The 22,595-nt window shown below is 57.6% G+C and carries 19 protein-coding genes; 11 read left to right on the top strand and 8 right to left on the bottom strand.

Annotated features, from left to right (window positions below; genetic code table 11):
- Positions 1–80 precede the first annotated feature (80 nt).
- From CFT68_RS14230 to CFT68_RS14210, 5 genes are all read left to right on the top strand, one after another.
- Entirely contained in the window at positions 81–1,925 is a 1,845-nt protein-coding gene (locus tag CFT68_RS14230) for a MutS-related protein (protein ID WP_141106572.1), read from the top strand.
- A 252-nt stretch (positions 1,926–2,177) separates the two neighbouring features.
- The gene (locus CFT68_RS14225) at positions 2,178–3,146 is read left to right on the top strand and encodes a bestrophin family protein (protein ID WP_088844219.1); all 969 of its coding nucleotides are present in this window, start codon (positions 2,178–2,180) and stop codon (positions 3,144–3,146) included.
- A 79-nt stretch (positions 3,147–3,225) separates the two neighbouring features.
- The gene (locus tag CFT68_RS14220; RefSeq protein ID WP_088844218.1) at positions 3,226–4,782 is read left to right on the top strand and encodes an FAD-dependent oxidoreductase; all 1,557 of its coding nucleotides are present in this window, start codon (positions 3,226–3,228) and stop codon (positions 4,780–4,782) included.
- Between the two features lie 65 nt (positions 4,783–4,847).
- Entirely contained in the window at positions 4,848–5,738 is an 891-nt protein-coding gene (locus tag CFT68_RS14215; RefSeq protein ID WP_088844217.1) for a cyanophycinase, read from the top strand.
- 153 nt (positions 5,739–5,891) lie between these two features.
- The gene (locus tag CFT68_RS14210; protein ID WP_088844216.1) at positions 5,892–8,063 is read left to right on the top strand and encodes an FUSC family membrane protein; all 2,172 of its coding nucleotides are present in this window, start codon (positions 5,892–5,894) and stop codon (positions 8,061–8,063) included.
- Positions 8,064–8,101: 38 nt separating this feature from the next.
- Here the strand turns inward: CFT68_RS14210 and CFT68_RS14205 are convergent, their stop codons facing one another.
- From CFT68_RS14205 to CFT68_RS14195, 3 genes are all read right to left on the bottom strand, one after another.
- Positions 8,102–10,003, bottom strand: a complete 1,902-nt coding sequence (locus tag CFT68_RS14205) for a sensor histidine kinase (RefSeq protein ID WP_170934812.1) — start codon at positions 10,001–10,003, stop codon at positions 8,102–8,104.
- A 249-nt stretch (positions 10,004–10,252) separates the two neighbouring features.
- Positions 10,253–11,359 carry a hypothetical protein gene (locus tag CFT68_RS14200; RefSeq protein ID WP_141106571.1) on the bottom strand — a complete coding sequence of 369 codons (1,107 nt, stop codon included), beginning with the start codon at positions 11,357–11,359 and terminating at the stop codon, positions 10,253–10,255.
- Between the two features lie 234 nt (positions 11,360–11,593).
- The gene (locus CFT68_RS14195) at positions 11,594–13,648 is read right to left on the bottom strand and encodes a S9 family peptidase (RefSeq protein ID WP_088844213.1); all 2,055 of its coding nucleotides are present in this window, start codon (positions 13,646–13,648) and stop codon (positions 11,594–11,596) included.
- Between the two features lie 248 nt (positions 13,649–13,896).
- On the opposite strand from CFT68_RS14195, the gene CFT68_RS14190 reads away from it, so the two are divergent.
- Together CFT68_RS14190 and CFT68_RS14185 are read left to right on the top strand one after the other, a co-directional pair.
- Positions 13,897–14,808: a LysR substrate-binding domain-containing protein gene (locus tag CFT68_RS14190; protein ID WP_088844212.1), complete on the top strand. Its 912-nt coding sequence runs from the start codon at positions 13,897–13,899 to the stop codon at positions 14,806–14,808.
- A gap of 83 nt (positions 14,809–14,891) precedes the next feature.
- Positions 14,892–15,917: a YeiH family protein gene (locus tag CFT68_RS14185; RefSeq protein WP_088844211.1), complete on the top strand. Its 1,026-nt coding sequence runs from the start codon at positions 14,892–14,894 to the stop codon at positions 15,915–15,917.
- A 78-nt stretch (positions 15,918–15,995) separates the two neighbouring features.
- On the opposite strand, the gene CFT68_RS14180 is transcribed toward CFT68_RS14185, so the two are convergent.
- A complete protein-coding gene (locus CFT68_RS14180; RefSeq protein ID WP_088844210.1) occupies positions 15,996–16,181 on the bottom strand; it encodes a hypothetical protein in 186 nt (61 codons plus the stop codon).
- A 149-nt stretch (positions 16,182–16,330) separates the two neighbouring features.
- Between CFT68_RS14180 and CFT68_RS14175 the strand changes: the two genes are divergently transcribed.
- Genes CFT68_RS14175 through CFT68_RS14160 form a run of 4 tightly spaced genes read left to right on the top strand, consistent with a single transcriptional unit; the run spans position 16,331 to position 19,689 of the window.
- Positions 16,331–16,576, top strand: a complete 246-nt coding sequence (locus tag CFT68_RS14175; RefSeq protein ID WP_088844209.1) for a hypothetical protein — start codon at positions 16,331–16,333, stop codon at positions 16,574–16,576.
- 42 nt (positions 16,577–16,618) lie between these two features.
- Positions 16,619–17,347 (top strand): glutathione S-transferase family protein, encoded by a 729-nt coding sequence (locus CFT68_RS14170; protein ID WP_141106570.1) that lies wholly within the window; start codon positions 16,619–16,621, stop codon positions 17,345–17,347.
- A gap of 25 nt (positions 17,348–17,372) precedes the next feature.
- Entirely contained in the window at positions 17,373–18,563 is a 1,191-nt protein-coding gene (locus CFT68_RS14165; RefSeq protein ID WP_088844207.1) for an SHOCT domain-containing protein, read from the top strand.
- Between the two features lie 58 nt (positions 18,564–18,621).
- Complete coding sequence (locus CFT68_RS14160) at positions 18,622–19,689, top strand: DUF3089 domain-containing protein (protein WP_088844206.1); 1,068 nt, start codon at positions 18,622–18,624, stop codon at positions 19,687–19,689.
- Between the two features lie 74 nt (positions 19,690–19,763).
- Here the strand turns inward: CFT68_RS14160 and tsf are convergent, their stop codons facing one another.
- The 4 genes from tsf to rplM all read right to left on the bottom strand — a co-directional run bounded on the left by tsf (position 19,764) and on the right by rplM (position 22,434).
- On the bottom strand, positions 19,764–20,603 hold the full coding sequence (gene tsf / locus CFT68_RS14155; RefSeq protein ID WP_088844205.1) for a translation elongation factor Ts: 840 nt from the start codon (positions 20,601–20,603) through the stop codon (positions 19,764–19,766).
- Positions 20,604–20,765: 162 nt separating this feature from the next.
- Complete coding sequence (gene rpsB / locus CFT68_RS14150; RefSeq protein ID WP_088844204.1) at positions 20,766–21,533, bottom strand: 30S ribosomal protein S2; 768 nt, start codon at positions 21,531–21,533, stop codon at positions 20,766–20,768.
- Positions 21,534–21,554: 21 nt separating this feature from the next.
- Entirely contained in the window at positions 21,555–21,941 is a 387-nt protein-coding gene (gene rpsI, locus CFT68_RS14145; protein WP_088844203.1) for a 30S ribosomal protein S9, read from the bottom strand.
- Between the two features lie 40 nt (positions 21,942–21,981).
- Positions 21,982–22,434: a 50S ribosomal protein L13 gene (gene rplM / locus CFT68_RS14140; RefSeq protein ID WP_088844202.1), complete on the bottom strand. Its 453-nt coding sequence runs from the start codon at positions 22,432–22,434 to the stop codon at positions 21,982–21,984.
- Positions 22,435–22,595 lie beyond the last annotated feature (161 nt).

Raw genomic sequence — 22,595 nt, 5'->3', positions numbered from 1 at the left:
TGCCGTCAGAACGTCAAACTCACCTCGTCACCATTTCATCCCCTCCCAGTTACCTTCGCAGCTTCACCGACTCTGTTGCTGTGTCTGCTTCTCCCGCTTTTCGTCCGCTTACCGTGCCACCTGCTGAGCTGTTTCAGGAAAACCTGACGCATCATTTAGCGCAGGAAAAATACTTCGCCAGTCGGCACCAGGTGGTGGCGCTGGTACGGCTGCTGGTGTTTGCGGGCGCGGCCATAGGCGGCTGGTTTCTGTTTATGGGCGGCCAGACCGTGGCGGGCTTTGTCCTGCTGTTTGTGGCCTACCTCGTGTTTCTAGGCCTGGTCCGGTGGCACAGCAGCGTGGGCTACCAGCGGGAACATCATCGCCTGCTGGCCCAGCTTAACCGCGACGAGCAGTTGCGGCTGGAAGGCAAGCTCACCGGCTTCGACCCTGGCCTGCGCTACCTCGATACCCAGCACCCGTACGCCGCCGACCTCGACGTATTCGGCAGCCATTCGCTGTTTCAGTTGCTGAACCGCAGCACCTCGCGGCTAGGCCAGGACTGGCTGGCCGGCTGGCTGCTTGAGCCTGGTCCCGCCGCCGCCGTGCGCGCCCGCCAGCAGGCTACCGCCGAGCTGGCCCCCGATGTGGCGTGGCAGCAGGAGTGGCAGGCCCGCGCCCGGCACTACGCCCGCCAGGAATCAGATCCGCGCCAGTTTGCGAGCTGGCTCCAACTGCCCGACTTTTTTGTGGAAAAAGGCTGGCTACTGCCGCTGATGGCGCTGTTGCCGCTCGTAACCGTAGGTGGCCTGGTGGCTGTTTTCAATAGCTACGGAGCGGGATATTTGCTCGTAGGCCTCTTACTGACGGGCATCCTGAATTCACGCTTCAGCACCCAACGCACCAACTACTTCGAGCAGGTAATGGCCATGCGCGACGCCCTTCGCGCGGCCCACGACCAACTCGCCCTTTTCGAGCAGCGCGATTGGCAAGATTCAGCGCTGCGCCGCCTGCACCGCACGCTGCAAGTGGCTGAAGACATTTCTGCCTCGCAGCTGCTAAGCTGGCTGGCCCGAATTGCTGGCTGGTTTTCGTTGCGCCAAAACCCCGCCGTGGCCGGCACCGTGAATGCGCTGCTGCTCTGGGACTTGTGGGGTATGTGGCAGCTGGAACGCTGGAAGCGTAGGCTTGGCGGGAAGCTGGAGCCGCTGCTGGAAGCGGCCGCCGAGCTGGATGCGCTGGTAAGCCTGGCTGCGTTTCGGGCTGCCAACCCTGCGTATTGCGAGCCGGGCCTGAGCACGGAAGCGCTGGAGGTTACTGCCGAGGCGCTAGGCCACCCGCTCATCTTCGACCACCAGCGCATCACGAATGATTTCAGCCTGAGTGGCCTAGGCCGCACGGCCGTGATTACGGGCTCCAATATGGCCGGCAAAAGTACCTTCTTGCGTACCGTAGGCCTCAATCTGGTGCTGGCCCAAGCCGGCGCGGTAGTAGCAGCCGGTAGTTTTCGGTGCAGTCCGGCACAGGTGTACACCGCCATGCGCACCAACGACAACCTTGCGGAAAACACCTCTTCCTTCTACGCTGAGCTAAAGCGCCTGCGCCTGCTGCTAGACTTGGCCGAAGCGCCCAAAGCCGCGCAGCTGCCGGTGTTTTATCTGCTTGATGAAATCCTGAAGGGTACCAACTCCCAGGACCGCCACCGCGGCGCCCGTGCCCTGGTGCACCAGCTGCACAAGCGCCCCGCCAGTGGCCTCATCAGCACCCACGATCTGGAGCTGGCGGCTCTGGAGCAGGAACTGCCGGGCACTGTCAGTAACTTCAGCTTCAACAGCTTCCTGGAGCCCGATGGCACCCTGCGCTTCGACTACCACCTTACGCCGGGCGTATGCCGGGCCTTCAATGCCAGCCAGCTGATGCGCCTGATGGGCATCATGCTGGAATAATCCAACGGCTGTGCAGTGACAGGCAGCCATTCGGAAAGGCCAACTGCTCCTACCAGCATCTGGCAGAAGTAAGCTCAAGCATAACGACAACTTCGTTTCTGATTTAGCCCGACAACTGTTGGGCCGGGTAAGCACGTAGGGTAGAAGCGGCGTACTGCGTAGGCCAGTTTAATGCGAGGTTAATATGGTGCTCGTACTTTGCAGGGCCGGGCTCAGTCTTGGCCTGTCCTTCTGTTCATTAACTGTCTCTTCGTGTACGTTCGTAATAATCTTCGCTGGCGCGTTATCTGGAAGTATGCTTGGAAAAGCCTGCTGCTGTTTACCCTCTATTCGGTAGTAGTGTGCTTTGTGTATGGGCCGCTGCGGCTGCATTCGGTATCTATTCCGTGGCAGCCGGTGTCGTTGCTGGGTACGGCGGTGGCGTTCTACATCGGCTTCAAAAACAACGGCTCCTATGAGCGTTTCTGGGAAGGCCGCAAGCTGTGGGGCGGCATCGTGAACAGCAGCCGCACCTTTGCCGTGGAAGCGCTGGAGTTCGTAACTTCGGTGGTAGATGCCCCCAATGTAGATGCGCCCGCGGCCTCAGCCCAGGAGCTTTCGGTGCGGCACCGGCGGATGGTGTACCGCCAAATTGCGTGGTGCAATGCCCTGCGCCTAAATCTGCGCCGCCAGCCCGAGCAATGGGACGCCGCCGTAGCGCCTTTCCTCGACGAGGAAGAATCGGAAAGACTGCGGAAAATGGGAAACCCTCCGGCCCACCTCATCCGGCAGCAGGCCGCCGACTTGCGCGTGCTCCGCGAGGAGCGTGGCCTGCTCAACGACTTCCAGCACGTGCAGATGATACGGACGCTGGAAATCCTCTACGATCTGCAGGGTGGCTGTGAGCGAATCAAGAACACGCCCTTCCCGCGCCAGTACGCCTTTTTTAGCTACGTGTTTATCTGGATTTTCGTGGGGCTGCTTCCGCTAGGCCTCATTGGCGAGTTTGCCAAAATGGGCCCCGATCATATCTGGCTGACGGTGCCATTTTCGGTGCTGGTTTCGTGGGTGTTCAATACTATTGAAGTGGTAGGCCACACCAGCGAAAACCCCTTCGAGAACGAGATGAACGACGTCCCGATGACGGCCATTTGCCGCTCCATCGAAATCGATCTGCGCCAGATGCTGGGTGAAACCGAGGTGCCGCCCAAGCTGGAGCCCGTGGATGATATCCTGTACTAAGTTGGCAAGCTGAACCTTAACCTGGTGTCAGGACCGGGCGTAGAAAAACGCTATTTCACCGTTTTCTTACTCCAGGCATATGGCTGATACTCCTCACCCAACCCGTACTTCCGGCGCTACCTTTTCCTCCTGGTTCGGCACCACGGAGGCGCTGCCCAAATACCCTTCACTGCGCAAGTCCATTGTGGCCGATGTGGTGGTGGTAGGTGGGGGCATTGCCGGGCTCACTACGGCCTACCTGTTGGGGCGAGAAGGCCTGGAGGTAGTGGTGCTGGAAGATGGAGAGCTGGCGAGTGGCGAAAGTGGCCGCACCACGGCCCACCTTTCCAATGCCCTTGATGACCGCTATACTACTCTGGAGCAGCTATTTGGCGAAGCCGGCGCCCGCCTGGCCGCCGATAGCCATGGGCAGGCTATAGACTGCATTGAAGAAATTGTGCGGCGCGAGCATATCAGCTGCGATTTTACGCGCCTCAATGGGTACTTATTCCTGCCCAAAAATGGGAAGCCCAAAGAACTGGATGAGGAGAAGGCCGCTGCCTACCGGGCGGGCCTCACCGACGTACAGCGCGTGCCCGATGCCGGCGCGAAAGGCTTCCGAACCGGCGAGTGCCTGGTCTTTCCAGATCAGGGCCAGTTTCATATTCTGAAGTATCTGCGGGGTCTTGCCGAGGCGATAGAGCGCCAGGGTGGGAAAATATTTACGCATACCCACGTAGCGGAAGTATATGGCGGCAACCAGGCGCGTGCTGTGATCAGTGACGAGATAGATGTGCAGGCCCGGGCCGTGGTAGTGGCCACCAACACCCCCATGAACGACCGGGTAGTGATGCACACCAAACAGTCACCGTATCGTACGTATGCACTGGCGGCCCGCGTGCCCAAAGGGGCCGTTACGCGGGCGCTGTACTGGGATACTTCCGACCCGTATCACTATATCCGCCTGCAGGAACAGCCCGACTACGACCTGTTGATTGTGGGAGGCGAAGACCACAAAACCGGACAGGAAGACAAGCCCGAGGAGCGCCTGCGCTGCCTGGAAGAGTGGACGCGGGAGCACTTCCCGGCAGTTGAGAGCATTGAGTACCAGTGGTCGGGGCAGGTGATGGAGCCGGTAGATGGCCTAGGCTATGCCGGCCGCAATCCGCTGGATGCTGAAAACGTGTACATCATCACCGGCGACTCGGGCCACGGCATGACGCACAGCACCTTGGGCGCGCAAATCATCACCGACCTTATCCTGGAGCGCCCCAACCCGTGGGCGCACCTCTACGACCCCGGCCGAGTGACGGTACGCCCGGAATCGGTGAAAGAGTTTGTGCGGGAAAACGTGAACGTGGTCGCCGAATACACGGATCTGCTGACGGGTGGCGACGTAAGCAAGCCGGAAGAAATAGCGCCCGGCACCGGGGCGGTGCTGCGCCGCGGCATCACGAAGGTGGCCGTGTACCGCGACGACGCTGGCAACACCCACGAGTGCTCGGCTATCTGCCCGCACCTGGGCTGCGTGGTGCACTGGAATGGCCTGGAGAAAAGCTGGGACTGCCCCTGCCACGGCTCCCGCTTCGACGCCTATGGCCACCTGATGAACGGGCCGGCCAACGCCAACCTCGCCCCCACAAATAGCGCTGAATAGTGGCCTAGAGGCCTGCTAGGCCACTGTCTGAGCTATGTATCTGCTGTTTTTACTAGTCTGAAATCATGCCTGCATCCCGCAAAAAAAGTACGGCCCCTCATCACCCCGCATCGGCTAACTGTCCGCATCCCAAAGGCATTCTGATTCCTATTGGTGGCCACGAGCGCAAAGCAGAAGTATCGGAGGAGGAAGCCGCTGACCGGCCCGATGTGGCGCCTGAGCTCATTTTGCAGCGTTTTGTAGATGAAGTGAAAGGCCCGATTCTGGTGATTCCTACGGCCTCGGAAGAAGCCGAAGCATCTGGCGAAGAGTACGTGGCCATTTTCCAGAAGCTGGGCGCTGGCCCGGTGAAGGTGCTCAATATCCAGGAGCGGGCGGAGGCCAACGACGAGAAGAACCTGAAGCTACTGGAAGAAGCCGGCGGTGTCATGTTCACGGGTGGCGACCAGCTGCGGCTTACCGCGCTGCTGGGCGGCACCATGCTGCAGCGCCGCATGAAAGAGCGCTACACCCACGAGCGGTTTGTAATTGCAGGCACCAGCGCCGGCGCTACCGCCATGAGCACGCCCATGATCTACCAGGGGCGCAACGATGCGGGCATGCTCAAGGACGAAATTCACATCACCACTGGCCTAGAGTTTCTGCACGACGTGGCCATTGACACCCATTTTGTGGCGCGGGGCCGCATCGTGCGCATGGCCCAGATTATAGCCACCAATCCGGCCTGCATTGGGCTGGGCCTGGAAGAAAACACGGGCGTGGTCATCACGAAGGGCCGGGAGCTGGAAGTGATTGGTGATGGACTGGTGGTGGTGGTAGATGGCATGAACTGCTCTTCTACTACCATCCACGAAGTCAAACCCGGCGAGCCATTTACCATCCGCGACCTGCGGGTGCACCTCCTCAGCCGGGGTCAGCACTACTCGCTGCCAATCGTCGAGCAGATGCATGTATAAGTGCTTGGCGGAGGTTGCATGAATATTGTAGTAACTAGGGTCTGCCAACGCAGACCCTTCTTTTTTTCTGGTAGCTTGGCCGCTAGCCCGTAGCCGTTCGTAGGCCACTTACTTTCGTATAGCCGCCCTGAACCCGCCCCGCAGCCCGCTGCAATGAACGACCAGACCCGCAACTTCCAGTACTTCTTCTCCAGCCAGGATTTTTCCGATGGCCTGCGCACTACGCTTTCCATTCTGATTCCGGGCGTTGCGCTGGGCATGATGGGCCAGCTCGAAGCCGGCATGACGGTATCGTTGGGGGCAGTCTGCCTCAGCCTTACCGATTCGCCGGGGCCGGTGGTGCACAAGCGCAACGGCATGCTGGCCGCTATTCTGCTGCTGCCCCTCGTGGCCTTCCTGACGGGAATGGCGGAGCCGAGTATGTGGTTGCTAGGCCTGGAGGTGGGCGTGCTCAGCTTCGTGTTTACGATGTTTCTGGTGTATGGCAACCGCGCCGCCTCAGTAGGCACGGCCGGGCTGCTGCTCATGATTCTGATGATGGACCGCTCGCTCACGCTTCCACAGCTGCTGCGCTACGCGGGCCTCGTGACGGCGGGTGGCATTTGGTACATGCTCGTGAGTTTGCTCACCTACCAGATTCGGCCGTACCGGCCGGCCCAGCAGGCGCTGGGGGAGTGCGTGCGCTCCGTAGCCGATTTTCTGCGCCTCAAGGCCGATTTCTACCGAACCAAAACCAGCCTGGAGGAAGACTACCGGCGCCTGATGACGCAGCAAGTAACCGTGAGTGAGAAGCAGGACGCCGTGCGCGAACTGCTTTTCAAAACCCGCCAGATGATCAAGGAATCTACCGGCAATGGGCGGCGTCTGGTCCTCACGTTCGTGGATGTAGTGGACCTCTACGAGCACATTACCGTCACGTATTATAACTATGAGGCCATTCGGTCGCGGTTTGGGCCGTCGGGGGTGCTGGAAGAGGTGGCCGATTTGGCCGAGCAGATGGCTGGCGAGCTGGAGAACATAGGGTTTGCCATTCAGGCCAACCACGGCTACCAGTCCCAGGTCCGGCTGGCTACTGGCCTAGAGAAGCTGAAAGCCCGCATTGATGCACTGGAAGACCCCGCGCAGCCCGGCCACACGCTGGTGCTGAAGAAGATTCTAGTGAACCTGCGCAACCTCAACCAGCGCCTCCAGGATATTCAGGCCTACTTCTCTGTGAAACCCGTGGCCAGCCTCAGCAACGAGCTGGATCTGGGTCGGTTTGTGGCCCACCAGAGCTTCAGCCTCAGCCAGCTCCGCGACCATCTGACGCCCAGCTCCGGCATATTCCGACACGCCGTACGCATGATGCTGGCCTCCCTGGTGGGCTTTGTGGTGGCGAAAGTAGTGCTGCCCGGCCACCACAGCTACTGGATCTTGATGACCATCACGTACATGCTCAAACCCGCTTTCAGCCTCACCAAGCAGCGTAATTTTGAGCGCGTGGTGGGCACGCTGGTAGGTGGGGTTATTGGGGGAGCGGTGCTCTGGCTGGTGCACGATAAGGCAGTGCTCGTAGGCCTATTGGCGGTATTTATGCTGACCTCATTCAGCTTCTCTCGCAGCAATTACATTATCACTGTCACGTTCATGACACCCTTCGTGCTGATTCTGTTTAGCCTGATGGGGCTGCACTATCTGCAGGTGGTGGAAGAACGCGTGGTAGACACCGTTATTGGGTGCTTGCTGGCTTTTGGATCGGCCTACCTGCTGTTTCCGCGCTGGGAGTCCGATCAGCTGCAGGACTATATGAAGGAGGTACTGCGCGCCAACCTGCGCTACCTGCAGACCCTGAGCGAAGCGCTGAGCGGTTTGCCCGTAGCAGTAGTCGATTACAAACTGGCCCGCAAGCACGTGTATGTAAGCTCCGCCAACCTGGCTGCCGCTTTCCAGCGCATGATGTCGGAGCCGCGGGCCAAACAGCACCGGCCCAGCGAGGTGCATGAGTTTGTGGTGCTGAACCACATTCTTTCTTCTAATGTAGCCTCTATCACCTCCGCCATGCTCACCAGCAGTCAGCGCGTACCCCAGCAGAGTTCCCTGCTGAAACCTGTGCGCCAGGCCCAGCAAGCCCTGCACCGCAGCCTGCGCATCCTCGACCCGGCCGAGCCCGATGTGGCTACGGCTGCCGAGCCTACCGCCCCGGCCGCAACCCAGGCTACTGCCGATGCGCAGCTAATAGAGCAGCTCGATTTCATTCAGAAAGTAAGCAGCGACATTCGCAAAGTGACGGAGGAAACTCTGCTTGCGGAAAACCCGCGGCCCGAGCGTGCCCGACAACTGGCATAAGGAGTGGCCTAGGCGCTTTAAGAATTGAGCCTCAGCTTTCAGCAGGGTAGGAGCACGACAATGCGCGTGCCTTGCGGCGAGCTATCAATGGTCATCTGGCCGTGCAGATACTCGGTGCGGGCGCGCACGCCGCGTAGGCCTATCCCGGTTTGCTGGGTGGGTTGCGTAAAGCCCCGGCCATTATCCTCTACCCTTATTTCCAGCACCGTAGGTTGCCGCTGCAGATGCACTTCTACCTCGGTGGCGCGGGCGTGGCGCACTGCATTGTTCAGCAGCTCGGCCACAATGCGGTAAGCTGCCTGCTGCACCACGGGCGGGAGGTGGTCGAGGTCATCGTCGCAATGCACCTGCACTTTGGGGTTGCCATAGAGATTCAGAAGTTCCCCCAGCGACGCCACCGACTCGGCCAATGAGTCTTGGCCGCGTTCGGCAGGCAGCAGGGCGTGGCTGTACGTGCGCACTTCATCGCGGAGATGTCGTAGCAGCAGCTCCGTTTGGCGGCCCGCCGCCGCCGCTTCCGGTGAGCTGGTAATGGCTTTTTGCACGGCAGGGCCCTGCCAGGCCAGGTGCAGCGCCGCCAGGTTGGGGCCCAGGGCATCGTGCAGCTCCCGGGCTAGCTGGGTGCGCTCTTCTTCCTGCGCCGCAATCAGGCGAGCCCCCAAGGCATTGCGCTGCCGCAGCTGCCGCTCCCGGAGCCGGGCAATCTGGCGCAGCGTATGGCGAAAACGGCCCGTGAGCAAGGCACTCAGTACCAGTAGCTCAAAAAACAGCCCCCAGGCTAGCGGGTTCGGGTAGATGGGGTTGAAGCTGCTCAGCCCCAAATGGTTGCTCCAGAATATTGCAAAACCGATAAAGAAGAGCAGATAGGTAAGTATGTAATAGGCCGCGAGCTGGCGCCGGTGTTTGGAGCGGGCCACCGTAAGTAAAGTAATCCAGCTATAGCCAAACAGGCACAACAACACCAATTCGCGGGTGGTATTCAGGATTTGTAGTAAGGCGAAATGATGGCGTGCGGCCCAGGGAAAGAGTGCCGCATAAATCACCACAAACACAACGGCTAGGCCAGTCAGCCAATTCCCAACCCGGTATAAGCCGGGCCAGTCATTGCGCAACCGCACAAATAGCTGCATCACCCGGATGCCTGCTGCGGCTGCCAGCACCATAAAGTTGAACTGGCCTACGGCCCAGATCAGTTGGTACGGGCTCCTGGGGAGCAGCAGGGCGTCCAGCCCGTCCTCCATCATCAGGAATATGGAAACACAGGCCACGTAGGCCACATACCACAGATAAATCCGGTCGCGCAGGAACGTGAACAGCACGAGGCTGAACAGGGCGCTGCTCATGTAAAACCCCAGCAGCCATACCCAGTGCCGCTCAAACGGAAACGTCATTTCCCAGGCCAGAAAATGCTCGGCCGTTTCTATGTAGGTAGGCAGGTAGAGCGCCCCCGCGTGCAGATCGATGCGCAGAAAGAGCGTGGCCGTTTCGCCGGGCTCCAGGGTAAACGGGAAGCTGAGAGAGCGGGCCTGAATGGGCCGCTCAGAAGCGGGTACCCAGGAGGTGGAAGTGGCCAGCTGCGTGAAACACGCTTCGCCCTGTCGGCGGCAGTACAAGGCAGCGCTATCGGTAAAGTTGAAAATGCTCCAGAAGTAGCGCAGCCGCTGCGCCTCGGTGTTGCGCACCGTCAGGCGCATCCACACGCGCTCATGCAACAGTCCCAGATTGAGGGTTTTATGCCAGGGGCCGGGTCGAAATTTGCCGGCTCGCCACTGGGCCTCTGCCTGCTCGGGGTCGGGGCTGGTGGTAAATGGCTCAGTGTAGTAGCGGTAGGCCTCTGATATGTGCGGGCCTTTCGGGTCTTTCAGCAGCAGCGTATCGCGTACTTCGCCTGCCGGGCTGGCTGCCTTAACCGACTGGCCTAGAGCAAGCTGTATACCCATCAGGAATACAATTAGTAACCGTTGCCACATAGACAGGTGTGTAAATTGAGGGCGTTGCTCTGCTAAATAAATACAATTTCATATAGTTATAAAAATACATTCCCCGGTACCTCGACTGTAGGAAACAGCCGGGGTACCGGGGAAACTGGTAAAGGGAAAATTTCCTGATTCGCAGTATGCTTTACGTGAGAATTCTGCTCAAGCCCTAGTAGTAAAAGTTAGTGTGAGCTATGCTAAAAGCTCACGGCATTAAAAACGTGTGTAATGGTGCTCGTAACGAGTGGTTCTAATGTGCTTAGAATTAATTTGGAAACTAGAGGTTTCATTCAGGAGCAAGCCTTTTGAGGAATAAACATTGTCTTTTACGGTTACCCAAGTATCAACAGTCTGCTTGTTCTCGCTGGAGAGAGATGGGAAAACTGCCGTACGTTCTTCCCGAATAACATTGCCTCGGGCGTCGTATCGGTATGATACCTGACTGGATTGAGATGCTGAAAGAGTCATAGAACCCTTCTCTGTCTCTTGGGTGCCTGATTTCCTTGATAATTCTGCTGGAACACTCATTTCAGAATGTAGCAACCAACCGTTTTTATCAAATAGTGAATGACTAGTGGCCAGGTAAATATCCCGTATCTTACTGCCTAAGCTTAATAGGATGGCAGCATCCGACATGCCTTGGCTACGCCACCGGCGTGCTCTGGCAGAAGTATCTAAAAGTGCCTGCAGCGGTTTCTGAAATGACACCACGCCGCTTTCAATAGCATTCCCATTCCGACGAATGGTATATGTGCTTTGATAGGCCTGGGGCTTATGGAACTCATCGTACCCAAAATGGTCCTGTCGGATAGTATCTCGGCCTACAGAATAGCGGCGGCATGTTACCTGAGTTAGCGTGTAGCCCTGCTGAGGAACTGGCTGATGCAATATCGCCAGACTACTGAGCGTATCGCCGTGCCGCTGTTGGGTCACCGTTAGAAGAGGCACATCCGGGGAGCCTTCTGGCTGCCGGAAAGACGTGTACAGCCCTTTATCCGGGTCCAGGACTTCCCGCATTAGATAAGGATACGATGGCGTTGGCTGTTGAATGCTTTCAAGTAGCCGGCTGAGCTTGTCGAAGCGCCGAACAGTACGGGCCTTAAAATCTGGATTGTAAAGGAGCGTTCTGTTTCCTTGGTGGTCGAACTCGGCGTAATCCACCGTATCAATTTCACCTGATTTGTCAACAACCCTGACCTTCGTTGCGCTACGTATTTTATTCTTTGCGTAGGCCAGACGAGCCAGAGAGTCTTGCTGGTTCAGGCGTAGATCGGTGCCCGGAACGTATGCCGACAGAGACATCTGTATCTGAGCCGACATAGTAACCGTGCGCTTAGTGTCGGGAGCAGAGGTTTGGGCTTGGGTATAACTCGTGAGTAAACACAGGCCAATGAGGCTGGTCAGTCGGAATAAGAAATGCATCGAAAAGGAAGGAGTTAATCAGATGATACTATAGCACTGCCTATAAAGGTAGTATTCAGTCTTTTTGGCTAAGTACTAAGTAAGAGGTCCTTCTGATAGAACAGAAGGACCTCTTACTTACTGTAGCAATAACTATTTGGCCGCCTGGACATCAGGCTTCAGCGCGCGAGCGAGCCAGTCAAAGAACACTCGGTTCCAGAGCATCGCATTCTGCGGCTTTGAAATCCAGTGGCCTTCGTTGGGGAAGTACAGGAAGCGGCTCGGTATGCCGCGCAGCTGCGCCGTGCCGAAGGCTTCCATTCCCTGGCCTTCCGGCACCCGGAAATCCTTGCCGCCATGTATCACCAGAATTGGCGTATCCCAGTTTTTGGCGAACAACTGCGGGTTGAAATCGGTGTAGCTTTTGGGGAGCGGGTTGTCCCAAGGTGCGCCGCCCATGTCATGCTTGGCGAAGAACATTTCCTCGGTGCTGGGGTACCAACTGGTGAGGTTGTAGAGGCCGGCATGCGCAATAAAGGTCTTGAAGCGACCCTCATGCTTGCCCGCCAACTGATACACGGAGTAGCCGCCGTAGCTAGCGCCCACGCAGCCGCGGCGGTCCTTATCCACGTAGGGCTCCTGGCTCACGGCATCAATGGCGGAGAGGTAGTCTTGAATGGGCTGGCCACCCCAATCGCCGGAGATGCTGTTGTTCCACTCAGTTCCGAAGCCTGGTAGGCCACGGCGGTTGGGGGCCACCACAATGTAGCCGTTGGCCGCCAGCAGCTGGAAATTCCAGCGGTAGCTCCAGCTTTGTGTAACGGGGCTTTGTGGGCCGCCCTGGCAGTAAAGCAGCGTCGGGTACTTCTTGCTGGCATCGAAATCGGGCGGATAAATCACGTACACCTGCATCTGCTTGCCATCGGTCGTCTTTACCCACCGGGCTTCCGATTTGCCGGTTTTCACGCCCGTCAGCTCCTGCTGATTGATGCTGGTTAGGGTGGTTTCGCGGCCCGTTTTCAGGTCGATGCGCACGAGGTCGGCGGGCGTGGCCTGGGTGGTTTTGTTAGCAATAGCTACGTTATTGCCAGCCAGCTCGAAGCTGTTGTAGTTCTGGGCGCCCTTGGTCAATTGCTTAATCTTGCCGCCTTTGCTCGGGATAGAAAACAGCTGCTCAGTGCCTTCCAGCACGCTCACGAAGTATATGGTTTTGCCATCTTGGCTCCAGCGGATGTTGCCGGCGGCCTGCTCCGAGCCTTTCGTGATGTCCTCGCGCTTCTTGGTCTTGAAGTCATATACCACAATGCCGTTGCGGTCCGACTCAAAACCCGGTGTGGCCATGCTTAGCCAGGCTACTTGGGAGCCGTCTGGCGAGAAGCTGGGCTCAATGTCGTAGCCGCCAAGGCCTTCGCTCAGGTTCTGGGTTTTGCCCTCCCGGATGTCGTAGAGGTAGATATCGGAGTTGGTGCTTTCGGCCTCGGCCTTGCCATAGAGCTTGCGCGAGGTGTAGGCCAGTCGGTAGCCATCCGGCGAAAACGCCAGCTGCTCCGAGCCGCCCAGCGGCGCCAGTGGAGCGTCGAACTTCTCGCCGGGCATCACGTCCTTACCGTAGCCGGTGGGCTTGCCATCTTCGCCAATGGGCTGGAAGAATACGTGCGTCGATTTGAAATCATCCCACGCATTCCAGTGGCGGTAGTTCAGGTCGTCGATGAGCTTGGCGTCGGCCTTCGGCAGATCCGGGTACCAGTCTTGCACCGATTTGCCGGTTTTAACGTCCTGCGTGTACAGAATGAACTTGCCGGTGGGAGCATATTTGAGGTTGCTGAGACCTTCTTCGGGAAACTCGCTGAGCTTCTGCTTACCCGAGCCGTCGGCATTCATCACATAGAGCTGGTCGGAGCCGCCTTCCCCAGAAAGGAACGTGAGCTTGCCATCGGGCCGCCAGTTGATGGTGCTTTCGGAACCAGACGTGTTAGTTAGCTGCTTCGCCGCGCCGCCCGCCACGGGCACTACCCAGATATCGGTGTTGCCTTTATTCTCGCTCAGGTTGTAGCGCGTGATGGTGTAGGCCACCTGCTTGCGGTCCGGCGACACCTGCATCTCACCCAGCCGGCCCAGTTTCATGAGCAGCTCGGGTGTATAAGTGGTTTGTTGGGCTGAAGCGGCCAGCGGCAGGAAAGCCAGCGCGGTCAGGAAGGTTTTTTTCATCGGGAGTAGGCTGGGAATAGAAAGGAGCAAGTTAGCCAGAAGTGGCCTAGCAGGAAATGTATTAGCCTAAGTGAACAGTTGGTAAAAAGAATGTCATGCTGAGCCTGTCGAAGCATCTCGCTGGAAGCTAACCACTGGCCTAGCAACCACTCGCTCATGCGTGAAAAGGTCCTTCCTGCGTCAGGATGGCGGACTAGGGTTACTGGCTAACTATTTCCTGGCGTCAAACAGCCGCGTACCTTGCGCTCATGCCCGATTTTCGTCTGCGTGTTTTTCAGTCGGTAGCCCGCCACCTCAGCTTTACCAAGGCTGCCCAGGAGCTGTTCATCACCCAACCGGCTATTACCAAGCACATCCGGGAGCTGGAGCGCAGCTACGCCCAGCGCCTGTTTGAGCGGCGCGGTAACCGCATCAGCCTCACCGAAGCAGGTAAGCTACTGCTGCTGCACGCCGATGAAGTGGAGAACCTGCACCAGCAGCTTACGGAGCAGCTGTATGCACTTCACGGGGCCGCCCGCGGGCGGCTGCGCCTCGGCGCCAGCACCACGCTCACCCAATACGTGCTGCCGCCGCTGCTACCCGGCTTCCAGGCGCGCTACCCTCACATAGAGCTGACGCTGCTCAATGGCAACTCCGAGCAGATTGCCGAGGCACTCCTGCAAGGCCACCTGGACCTGGCCTTCGTGGAAGGGCGCAGCAAAAGCCGCGACCTGCATTATGAGCTGTTGCAGGAGGATGAGCTGGTGGCAGTACGACGCCCAGATACCGCCTCGCCACCGCACCTGACGGTGGCCGAAGTAGCCCGGCACCCCCTGGTGCTGCGAGAACGTGGTTCCGGCACCCTGGAGGTGCTGGAGTATGCCTTGAAAGCACATCAGCTGAAAGTATCAGAATTAACAGTGGCCTTTTACTTTGACAGTACCGAAGCTATCAAGCTGTATCTGGCGGCGGCGCCAGCCTGTCTGGGGTTTGTGTCGAGGAGGGCGCTGGTGAAAGAGCTGGCCGCCGGCGAGCTGGAAATTGTAGAGGTGCCAGAGCTGCAACTGGCCCGGCAGTTCGAGGCCGTGTGGGTGCAAGGGCAGCCTCTTTCGGCTGCAGCTACTCGTTTTCTGGCTTACGCTCACCAGCATAGTGGCGGTAACACTCCTCATTCAGTATAACTTATAGTAATAAGGGATAACAATTATTGGTTATCCGTAGGGCAGGGAGTGGCGTACCTTTGGGGTAGAGTACCACCCGCCCCATGAAAACCTCCTTACAACGTCCGCCCGAAGCGGCCAAGCCCGGCCACCTGCTCACCCACTTCAGTCAGCACCTCGAACAACCTCACCGCGTACTAGGCCACTCCATTACGGGGCGGCAGGTGTTGTTTGGGGTTTTTCTGGTGTTTTGCCTCACGCCCTGGGCCTCACCGCCAGTAGCGCTGGCACTAGGCCTAGTGCTGGCCCAAACCGTTGGCAACCCCTTCCTCACCCAAACCCGCGCCCTCACCGCCAAGCTGCTGCAATACTCCGTGATAGGCCTAGGCTTCGGGATGAATGCCCACGCCGCCGTGCAGGCGGGCCGCGAAGGGGTATTGTTCACCGTAGCTTCTATCACCGGAACGCTGGTATTAGGGTTCTTTGCCGGGCGTTGGCTGGGCCTGGGCCGGCACGTGACGCACCTGATTTCCTGCGGCACCGCTATCTGTGGCGGCAGCGCTATTGCGGCCGTGGGGCCGGTGCTGCGGGCTAAGGAAGAAGAGCTGTCCGTAGCGCTGGGTACCGTGTTCATCCTCAACGCTATTGCGCTGTTCGCTTTTCCGCCGCTAGGCCACCTGCTCAGCATGACCCAGAACCAGTTCGGCCTCTGGTGCGCCATTGCCATCCATGATACCAGCTCTGTGGTAGGGGCCGCCGCTGCCTACGGCGACCAGGCCCTGCAGGTAGCTACCACCGTGAAGCTGGCCCGCGCCCTCTGGATCATTCCCGTTGCGCTGGGTACGGCCGTGGTGTTCAAGCAGAAGGATGTGAAGGTGAAGGTTCCCTACTTCATTCTGGGCTTCATCGGGGCAATGCTCCTGAATACGTATGTGCCCGCCGTGCATGTTGCCGGCCCCGCTGTGGTATATCTGGCAAAGCTGGGCCTCACGGTTACCTTGTTTTTTATTGGTGCAGGGCTCTCGGCAAAGGCTATCAAAGCAGTCGGCCCGAAGCCGTTTGTGCTGGGTACGCTGCTTTGGCTTGTTATATCGGTGGTGTCGCTCTATGTAATTCTGCACACGGTATAGGCCTAGGCCACTCCAAAACATAAAAAAGCGGCTGCCTCTTACAAGGAGGTAGCCGCTTTTTTGCGTGTAATACACTACTTACTTATCGGCTTTCTTACGGCCGGAGCCGCTTTTCTTGCCGCCGCCATCGGTTTTATTAACGGTGGCCCAGGCGCGCTTTTCGGCTTCTTCTTCCGGAACGCCGCGCTTCTCGTAGCTTTCTTCAATGTGTTCAGCCTGCCGTTTCTGCTTGTCGGTATAGGCCGATTTATCTCCTTGTGGCATAAGTGAAAGGGAAGGAAAAGAGGTGAAACAACGGATAGGAGAGAGGTATACTCTGTACGATGGTGGTGGCAAGGTGTTATGACGAGCTTGCGCCTACGGTTGGGCGGCCACTGCCTATCTTCGCGCCGTCATTCTACCTGCCGCCTGCTATGCGCCAACTTGCTATCATTCCGCACCCCGACGCCAAAATCACGCTTTTCTCTTGGAACGGGAAGTACCTCATCAAGCTGGAAAAAGGCCCGCTGGAGCAAACCTACAAGGTGAGCGAGCTGGACCTGACCGGCGAGGAGGATATCCATCTGCTCCTCGACGATGAGTTTGTGCAGGCGGCCGTACGGCGCTTTGCCGCCATGCAGCAGGATTTGCAGGCCGCCTTCGACCGGCACGGTATCTGATGGCCGCTTAATGGCCTTTCTCTCACTCCTGATTTTATGCCCATGAAACGGTTTACTACGCGCTTATTCTCCTTGCTAGGCCTGTTGCTTTCCACGTCTGCTGTGCAGGCGCAGCTTTATGAAGTGCGGACCAGCAGCGTCAATTACGAGCGCAAAGAGCGCGATGCCGTGAAGGTGCAGATAGACGGCACGGCTCAATGGACGCGCGACTACTGGCAGACCTGGCTCAAGGACACCTACAACATCCGGCTGAAAGGCTCCGGCGTGTTAGGCGTGGGCAAAAAGGATGTGCTGGTGGCCAAGCAGGCACCCATGTCGAGCGTTTCGGGCAAGCTGATTGACCTGTATTCTACCGTTACGGCGCCTTCTGATTCCGTGGCGGAGCTATCGGTGTGGGCAGCCCTCGGCCCCGATTCTTTCCTGTCGGCCGGTGGCACGCCTTCGGAGTTTAGCTCCCTGCGCAACATTACGCAGAGCTTTGCTGCTGCTGCCCGCGTAAAATCGTATCGGGAGCAGATTGAGGAAGCGGAAAAACAGTTCAAGGAATCGGAAAAGGAAAAGGATAAGTTGGAGAAGGAGAGGGCCTCGCTGGCCAACAACACGCAGAATAATCTGGAGAAAATTGAGCAGCTCAAAAAGCAAAACGCCGACAATAAGCTCAAGCAGGCCGAAGACTCCGTAAAGCTCATTGACAACGCGCGCCTGCTGGAATTGCGTAAAGCGCAGGTGGAGCGCCGCCGCGCCCGCCTCACCAACCTCGACCGCAAATAACTCCTGCCGCTGCCTGTTTTCTCCCATGGATAAAGATCCTTCTCCCCTCGATACCCTGCGCCAGCTGAAAGAGTGGCTGGATGCCGGTACCATTACCCCGCAGGAATTTGCCACGCTAAAGCAAAAGCTACTTTTCAGCGAAACCCCCGGGACCCCCGAGGTGCCTGCTCCGGCACAGCCGAAAGCCGAAGAAACGCTTCCCACGCAGACCATTTTATCGGATCAAACGCCCGCTAGGCCACCTGTTTCGTTCACGGAGCCTACCGTTACAAGCGGACCTGTCGAGGAGCCTCTGCTGCCTCCAGTAACACACCAGTTCACTTCTCCCGCGCCTGAAACGCCGCCTGCCCCCATTGCGCCAGGGTATTCGCATCCCATCGAAGTTGGTCGCCCCGGCGCCTCGCCTACGGAGCAGGAGCAAGTGGCCTACGCTCCGGTAGAAGAGCTTTATGAAGAAGAAATGCCGGCCGCGCCCTACACCGCGCCGGCCCGTAGTCCGCTCGCTACGGTCTTGATAGTGGGGGGGATTTTGGCTTTGCTGGCGATAGTGGCCTACCTGATGCTCGGCAACCGCGAATCAGAACGCCTCACCAGCACCACCCTGACGGCCGCCGATACGCTCACCTCGAAGCCCGAAACCGGCCCACAAGCGGAACAGATTGACCTGCCACCTGCCGCCGCCCCCGAAACCATACGGGTAGCTCCCGTGGTGCCGCCCACTCCCTCCTCTCCCGATTCGGTGGTGGAATCCGCTACTCCTGCGCCTGCACCTACTCCTGCCGCTACGGAACCTGCCGTACCCAATCCAGCTACCGAGGAAGCGGCTCAGACGCGTGTGCTAGGCATTCTGAATGCTTACTACGAGGATCTGAAAACCGCTCCATTTGCGGCTGCCACCTTTTTTGCGCCTCAGGTTGAGCGGTTTTATACCATGCAGAATACTACGCCGGCCGCCATCAACGACGAGCTGACCAGGTCGCACTTTCCGGAGTTTTTGGAAGCCGAAAGCCAGATCGAACCGGGCACGCTGAAAGTGAGTGCGCCCGTGAGTGATGGTTCGCGCGTGGTAACGTACACCGAGAAAAGCCGGGCCTTGCGACAGTCGCTGCAGAAGCGTCAGCAGACAAGGGCGCTGGTAAGGATACGTTTCGACAAGAATTTCAAAATCGTCTATCTGCGTCAGGAGAAGCTGCTCGAAAATACATTTAGCGAATAACCCTTTCCGTATCGGCCTCACAGTGATACTAAGTTCTGTGTAGGCCAGTTCTCGCCCTATGCCTGCTGATTTTTTTGTGTTGCGCGCGTGGCGTTTTGTCCTGCTGACGCCTCTCTTTTTCTTAAGTTCCTGCCTGGGCGTTTTGCGGCCCGCTCATCAGTTTGCCCCGGCCAAAGACGTATCAGAAGCGCCTGATTACCGGATGGAGGATAACTGGGCGGCCCTGCCAGACCGCCCAGATTCTGCCGATGCAGTGCCCCAAGGCACACTCCTGCACGATCGGCAGCGCGATGCCCCAGTTGATGTATTCTTCGTGCATCCCACTACCCATCTGGGCCGTGGCCAATGGAACGCTGACCTCACTAACAAAGCGCTGAACCACATCACGGACGTCACGACCATCCGGAAGCAAGCCTCCGTGTTCAATAGCACGGGGCGTATCTACGCGCCGCGTTATCGGCAGGCTACTCTCTATTCCTTTTTCGACGAGAAAACTAAGAACGGCGACGAAGCCATCGAGCTGGCCTACAGTGATGTGAAAGCGGCATTTCAGTACTATCTCGATAATTATAATCGCGGTAGGCCTATCATTCTGGCCGGCCACAGCCAAGGTACCCGCCACCTCACGCACATTCTGCACGACTTCTTTGATAACGACCCGAAGCTGCGTCAGCGCTTGGTAGCTGCCTACCTCATCGGTTTCAACGTGCCGGAAGATGCCTTACAAGTCATCCGGCCCTGCGAAGACTCTACCCAAACCGGCTGCTATGTAGCCTGGAACACCGCCGATTGGGGCCAGGAATATGCGCCGTACAAAAACAGCGTCGCCACCAATCCGCTTACCTGGACGCGCGACACCGTTACGGCCGAAGCCCGCCTGAACCTCGGCGGGGTACCTAGCTCCTTCAACCGCCGCGATACGCGCGTGGTAGATGCCAAAGTGCACAACGGCCTGCTTTGGGTGCACAAACCCATCCGCGACGGCTACCCGCGCTTCCTGCTGCCCGGCCGCCCCGAGCTGCGCCATTCGTTCCATATCGCCGACTACAGTCTGTTTTACTACAACATCCGCCAGAACGCCGAGGCACGAGTCAGAGCGTACCGGATGAAGATGAGTAGGGGGTAGGCACCCTATACCCATACAAAAAGCCCCGCCGGCAGTATGCCAGCGGGGCTTTTTGTTACTTAAACTCTGAGAGCTTAGCCTACAATGGCTACGCGCTTGAAGTCAGAGATGGTCAGACCCTTCTGCGTCTTCTCGAGCAGCTGAGCGATGGTAACCGAACCGTCCTTCACGAACTCCTGGTTCAACAGGGTGTTCTCTTTGTAGAACTTGTTCAGCTTGCCCTGAGCAATTTTCTCCAGCATAGCTTCTGGCTTGCCTTCTGAGCGAGCCTGCTCTTTGCCGATTTCAATTTCGCGCTCAACCGTAGCCGAATCCACGCCGTCTTTGTCAAGAGCAACAGGCTTCATAGCTACAATTTGCATGGCTACGTCGCGGCCTACTGCAGCTACGTCGGCACCGCCCACGTTCTTCATAGCTACTAGTACGCCTTTCTTGTTGTCGGAGTGGATGTAAGAAGCAACCTTCTCAGCGGTTACGTTCTCGTAGGCCACTACGTCCAGCTTCTCACCGATTTTGCCCATCAGGTCGGTGATGTGCTCCTGCAGGGAGCGGCCATCTTCCTGAACAGACGCCAACAGTTCTTCTTTGGAAGCAGCGTTCGACTTCACAGCCGTAGCCAGGATCTGCTGCGCCAGGTTTTTGAAGTCTTCTACTTTTGCAACCGGCTCAGTTTCGCAAGCCAAGGCAATCAGTTTGCCGTTGGTGCCATCTTCGCTAACGGCAGCCAGTACTACGCCTTCCGACGTAGCATTCTCAGCGCGCTTGTCAGCGATTTTCTGACCCTGCTTACGCAAAATGTCACGAGCGGCTTCGAAGTCGCCTTCGGCTTCCGTCAGAGCTTTTTTGCAATCCATCATGCCCGCGCCAGTCATGGTGCGGAGCTTATTCACGTCTGCGGCGGTAATTGCTGCCATTGTTGTGAGAGTATATGAGGGTGTGAGATGTACCGAGTTAAACACTGCCTGATGCAACTAACCACTAGTAGCTACTGGCCTAGCAGGATCAGGCAGGTAAAGAAAAAGGGAACATCGGAGCCGAGCGCTTCGCATGTTCCCTTTTTTCAATGAACAGGCAGACTATTCGTCAGCGTTCTGTTTTTCCTGAATGCCTTCGTCTTCAGCTTGCTTCTTGTCAACCTCCTCTTTGTCGACTTTCCGCTCTGAGAGGCCGTCCTCGATAGCCTTACCCATGGCGCCCACGATGAGCTGGATAGACTTCGAAGCGTCGTCGTTAGCAGGAATCGGGAACTGCACCAGCTCAGGGTTCGAGTTCGTGTCGCAGATAGCAAACACTGGGATACCCAATTTCTGGGCTTCCTTCACAGCGATGTGCTCACGCTTCACATCAATCACGAACAGAGCAGCGGGCAGACGGCTCAGGTCGGCAATGCCGCCCAGAACACGCTCCAGTTTCTCACGCTCACGCGACATCATCAGCTTCTCGCGCTTTGCGAGGGCGGCGTATGCCGTGTTCTCTTTCACCATCTTATCGATGGTGCTCATTTTCTTCAACGACTTACGAACAGTCGTGAAGTTAGTGAGCATACCACCCAACCAACGGTCGGTCACGAACGGCATTTTGAGACGCTTAGCCTCTTCCGTTACGATTTCCTGCGCTTGTTTCTTCGTAGCCACGAACAGAACCTTACGGCCGCTCTTGGCGATGTTGCGGATGGCCGCAGTCGCCTGCTCGAGCGAAACGAGGGTTTTGTTCAGGTCAATAATATGGATGCCGTTCTTCTCCATGAAGATGTACGGCGCCATTTTCGGATCCCACTTGCGCGTAAGGTGACCAAAGTGGGCACCGGCGTCAAGCAGTTCTTTATATGTGGTGGTCTGAGCCATGATAGGGGTTCCTCTGGAAGATTAGCGTTTCGAGAACTGGAACGAACGACGAGCTTTGCGCTTACCGAATTTCTTACGTTCCACCATGCGCGGGTCACGGGTCAGGAAGCCTTCTTTCTTCAATGCGGGACGAACCTCTTCATTGTCGCCTACGAGGGCCTTCGAGATAGCCAGACGGATGGCCTCAGCCTGAGCCGAGATGCCACCACCGTGCACGTTTACCTTGATGTCATACTGGCCGACTTGCTCGACAGTAGCCAAAGGCTGGTTCACGATGTTCTCCAGGAGTTCGTTACCGAAGTAAGTCTTCATGTCCCGGCCGTTGATAGTGATATTCCCTTGCCCGGCCTGCATGTAAATGCGGGCCACCGAGGTTTTTCTTCTACCAGAGGTGTTGGAAATTTCCATTAAATAGGATGAGTTAGAGAAATTGGACGGCCTTAGTGGCCTAGAGGTTGGTGAGTTCAACAGCTTTGGGCTGCTGAGCTTCGTGTGGGTGCTCTGCACCAGCGTACACGAACAGGTTGCGGAATTGCTCACGGCCGAGACGGTTGCCTTGCAGCATGCCCTTCACAGCGTGTTCAATTACACTGGCCGAGTTTTTAGCCTTCTTGTCGCGCAGGTTAATGCGCTTCTGACCGCCCGGGTAGCCCGAGTGCGAGATGTAAATCTTGTCGGTCAGTTTTTTGCCGGTTACGCGCAGCTTGTCAGCGTTGATAACGATAACGTTGTCACCGCAGTCGGAGTTGGGCGTGAAGGATGGCTTGTGCTTGCCACGCAGCATGTTGGCAATCTGGCTGGCCAGACGGCCCAGCGGCGCAACACTGGCATCAACCACAACCCAGGCCTTGTCGGCATTGGCTTTGTTGACGGATACCGTCTTGAAGCTCAGATGATCCATTGGGTAGGAGGATAAGCGTTTGGAAATGAGGAGAAACCGAACACGGGTCCGGGAAAAACGGACACAAAGTTACCGCCTTCACCCGAATATTCAAAGCTGGCTGGTAATAATTGTGCCTGAAACACTGACTGTTTCCTTAAGAACACCTGCGAAACAACCTC

It is taken from the genome of Hymenobacter gelipurpurascens, from assembly GCF_900187375.1.
Taxonomy (GTDB): Bacteria; Bacteroidota; Bacteroidia; order Cytophagales; family Hymenobacteraceae; genus Hymenobacter; species Hymenobacter gelipurpurascens.
This window is presented reverse-complemented; position numbering and strand designations above follow the sequence as displayed.

Bases quoted from the DNA above. Each gene is read 5' to 3' on its own strand.
- CFT68_RS14220 (WP_088844218.1), top strand. From the start codon at position 3,226: ATGGCTGATACTCCTCACCCAACCCGTACTTCCGGCGCTACCTTTTCC.
- CFT68_RS14215 (WP_088844217.1), top strand. From the start codon at position 4,848: ATGCCTGCATCCCGCAAAAAAAGTACGGCCCCTCATCACCCCGCATCG.
- CFT68_RS14210 (WP_088844216.1), top strand. From the start codon at position 5,892: ATGAACGACCAGACCCGCAACTTCCAGTACTTCTTCTCCAGCCAGGAT.
- CFT68_RS14205 (WP_170934812.1), bottom strand. From the start codon at position 10,003: ATGGGTATACAGCTTGCTCTAGGCCAGTCGGTTAAGGCAGCCAGCCCG.
- CFT68_RS14200 (WP_141106571.1), bottom strand. From the start codon at position 11,359: ATGTCGGCTCAGATACAGATGTCTCTGTCGGCATACGTTCCGGGCACC.
- CFT68_RS14195 (WP_088844213.1), bottom strand. From the start codon at position 13,648: ATGAAAAAAACCTTCCTGACCGCGCTGGCTTTCCTGCCGCTGGCCGCT.
- CFT68_RS14190 (WP_088844212.1), top strand. From the start codon at position 13,897: ATGCCCGATTTTCGTCTGCGTGTTTTTCAGTCGGTAGCCCGCCACCTC.
- CFT68_RS14185 (WP_088844211.1), top strand. From the start codon at position 14,892: ATGAAAACCTCCTTACAACGTCCGCCCGAAGCGGCCAAGCCCGGCCAC.
- CFT68_RS14180 (WP_088844210.1), bottom strand. From the start codon at position 16,181: ATGCCACAAGGAGATAAATCGGCCTATACCGACAAGCAGAAACGGCAG.
- CFT68_RS14175 (WP_088844209.1), top strand. From the start codon at position 16,331: ATGCGCCAACTTGCTATCATTCCGCACCCCGACGCCAAAATCACGCTT.
- CFT68_RS14170 (WP_141106570.1), top strand. From the start codon at position 16,619: ATGAAACGGTTTACTACGCGCTTATTCTCCTTGCTAGGCCTGTTGCTT.
- CFT68_RS14165 (WP_088844207.1), top strand. From the start codon at position 17,373: ATGGATAAAGATCCTTCTCCCCTCGATACCCTGCGCCAGCTGAAAGAG.
- CFT68_RS14160 (WP_088844206.1), top strand. From the start codon at position 18,622: ATGCCTGCTGATTTTTTTGTGTTGCGCGCGTGGCGTTTTGTCCTGCTG.
- tsf (WP_088844205.1), bottom strand. From the start codon at position 20,603: ATGGCAGCAATTACCGCCGCAGACGTGAATAAGCTCCGCACCATGACT.
- rpsB (WP_088844204.1), bottom strand. From the start codon at position 21,533: ATGGCTCAGACCACCACATATAAAGAACTGCTTGACGCCGGTGCCCAC.
- rpsI (WP_088844203.1), bottom strand. From the start codon at position 21,941: ATGGAAATTTCCAACACCTCTGGTAGAAGAAAAACCTCGGTGGCCCGC.
- rplM (WP_088844202.1), bottom strand. From the start codon at position 22,434: ATGGATCATCTGAGCTTCAAGACGGTATCCGTCAACAAAGCCAATGCC.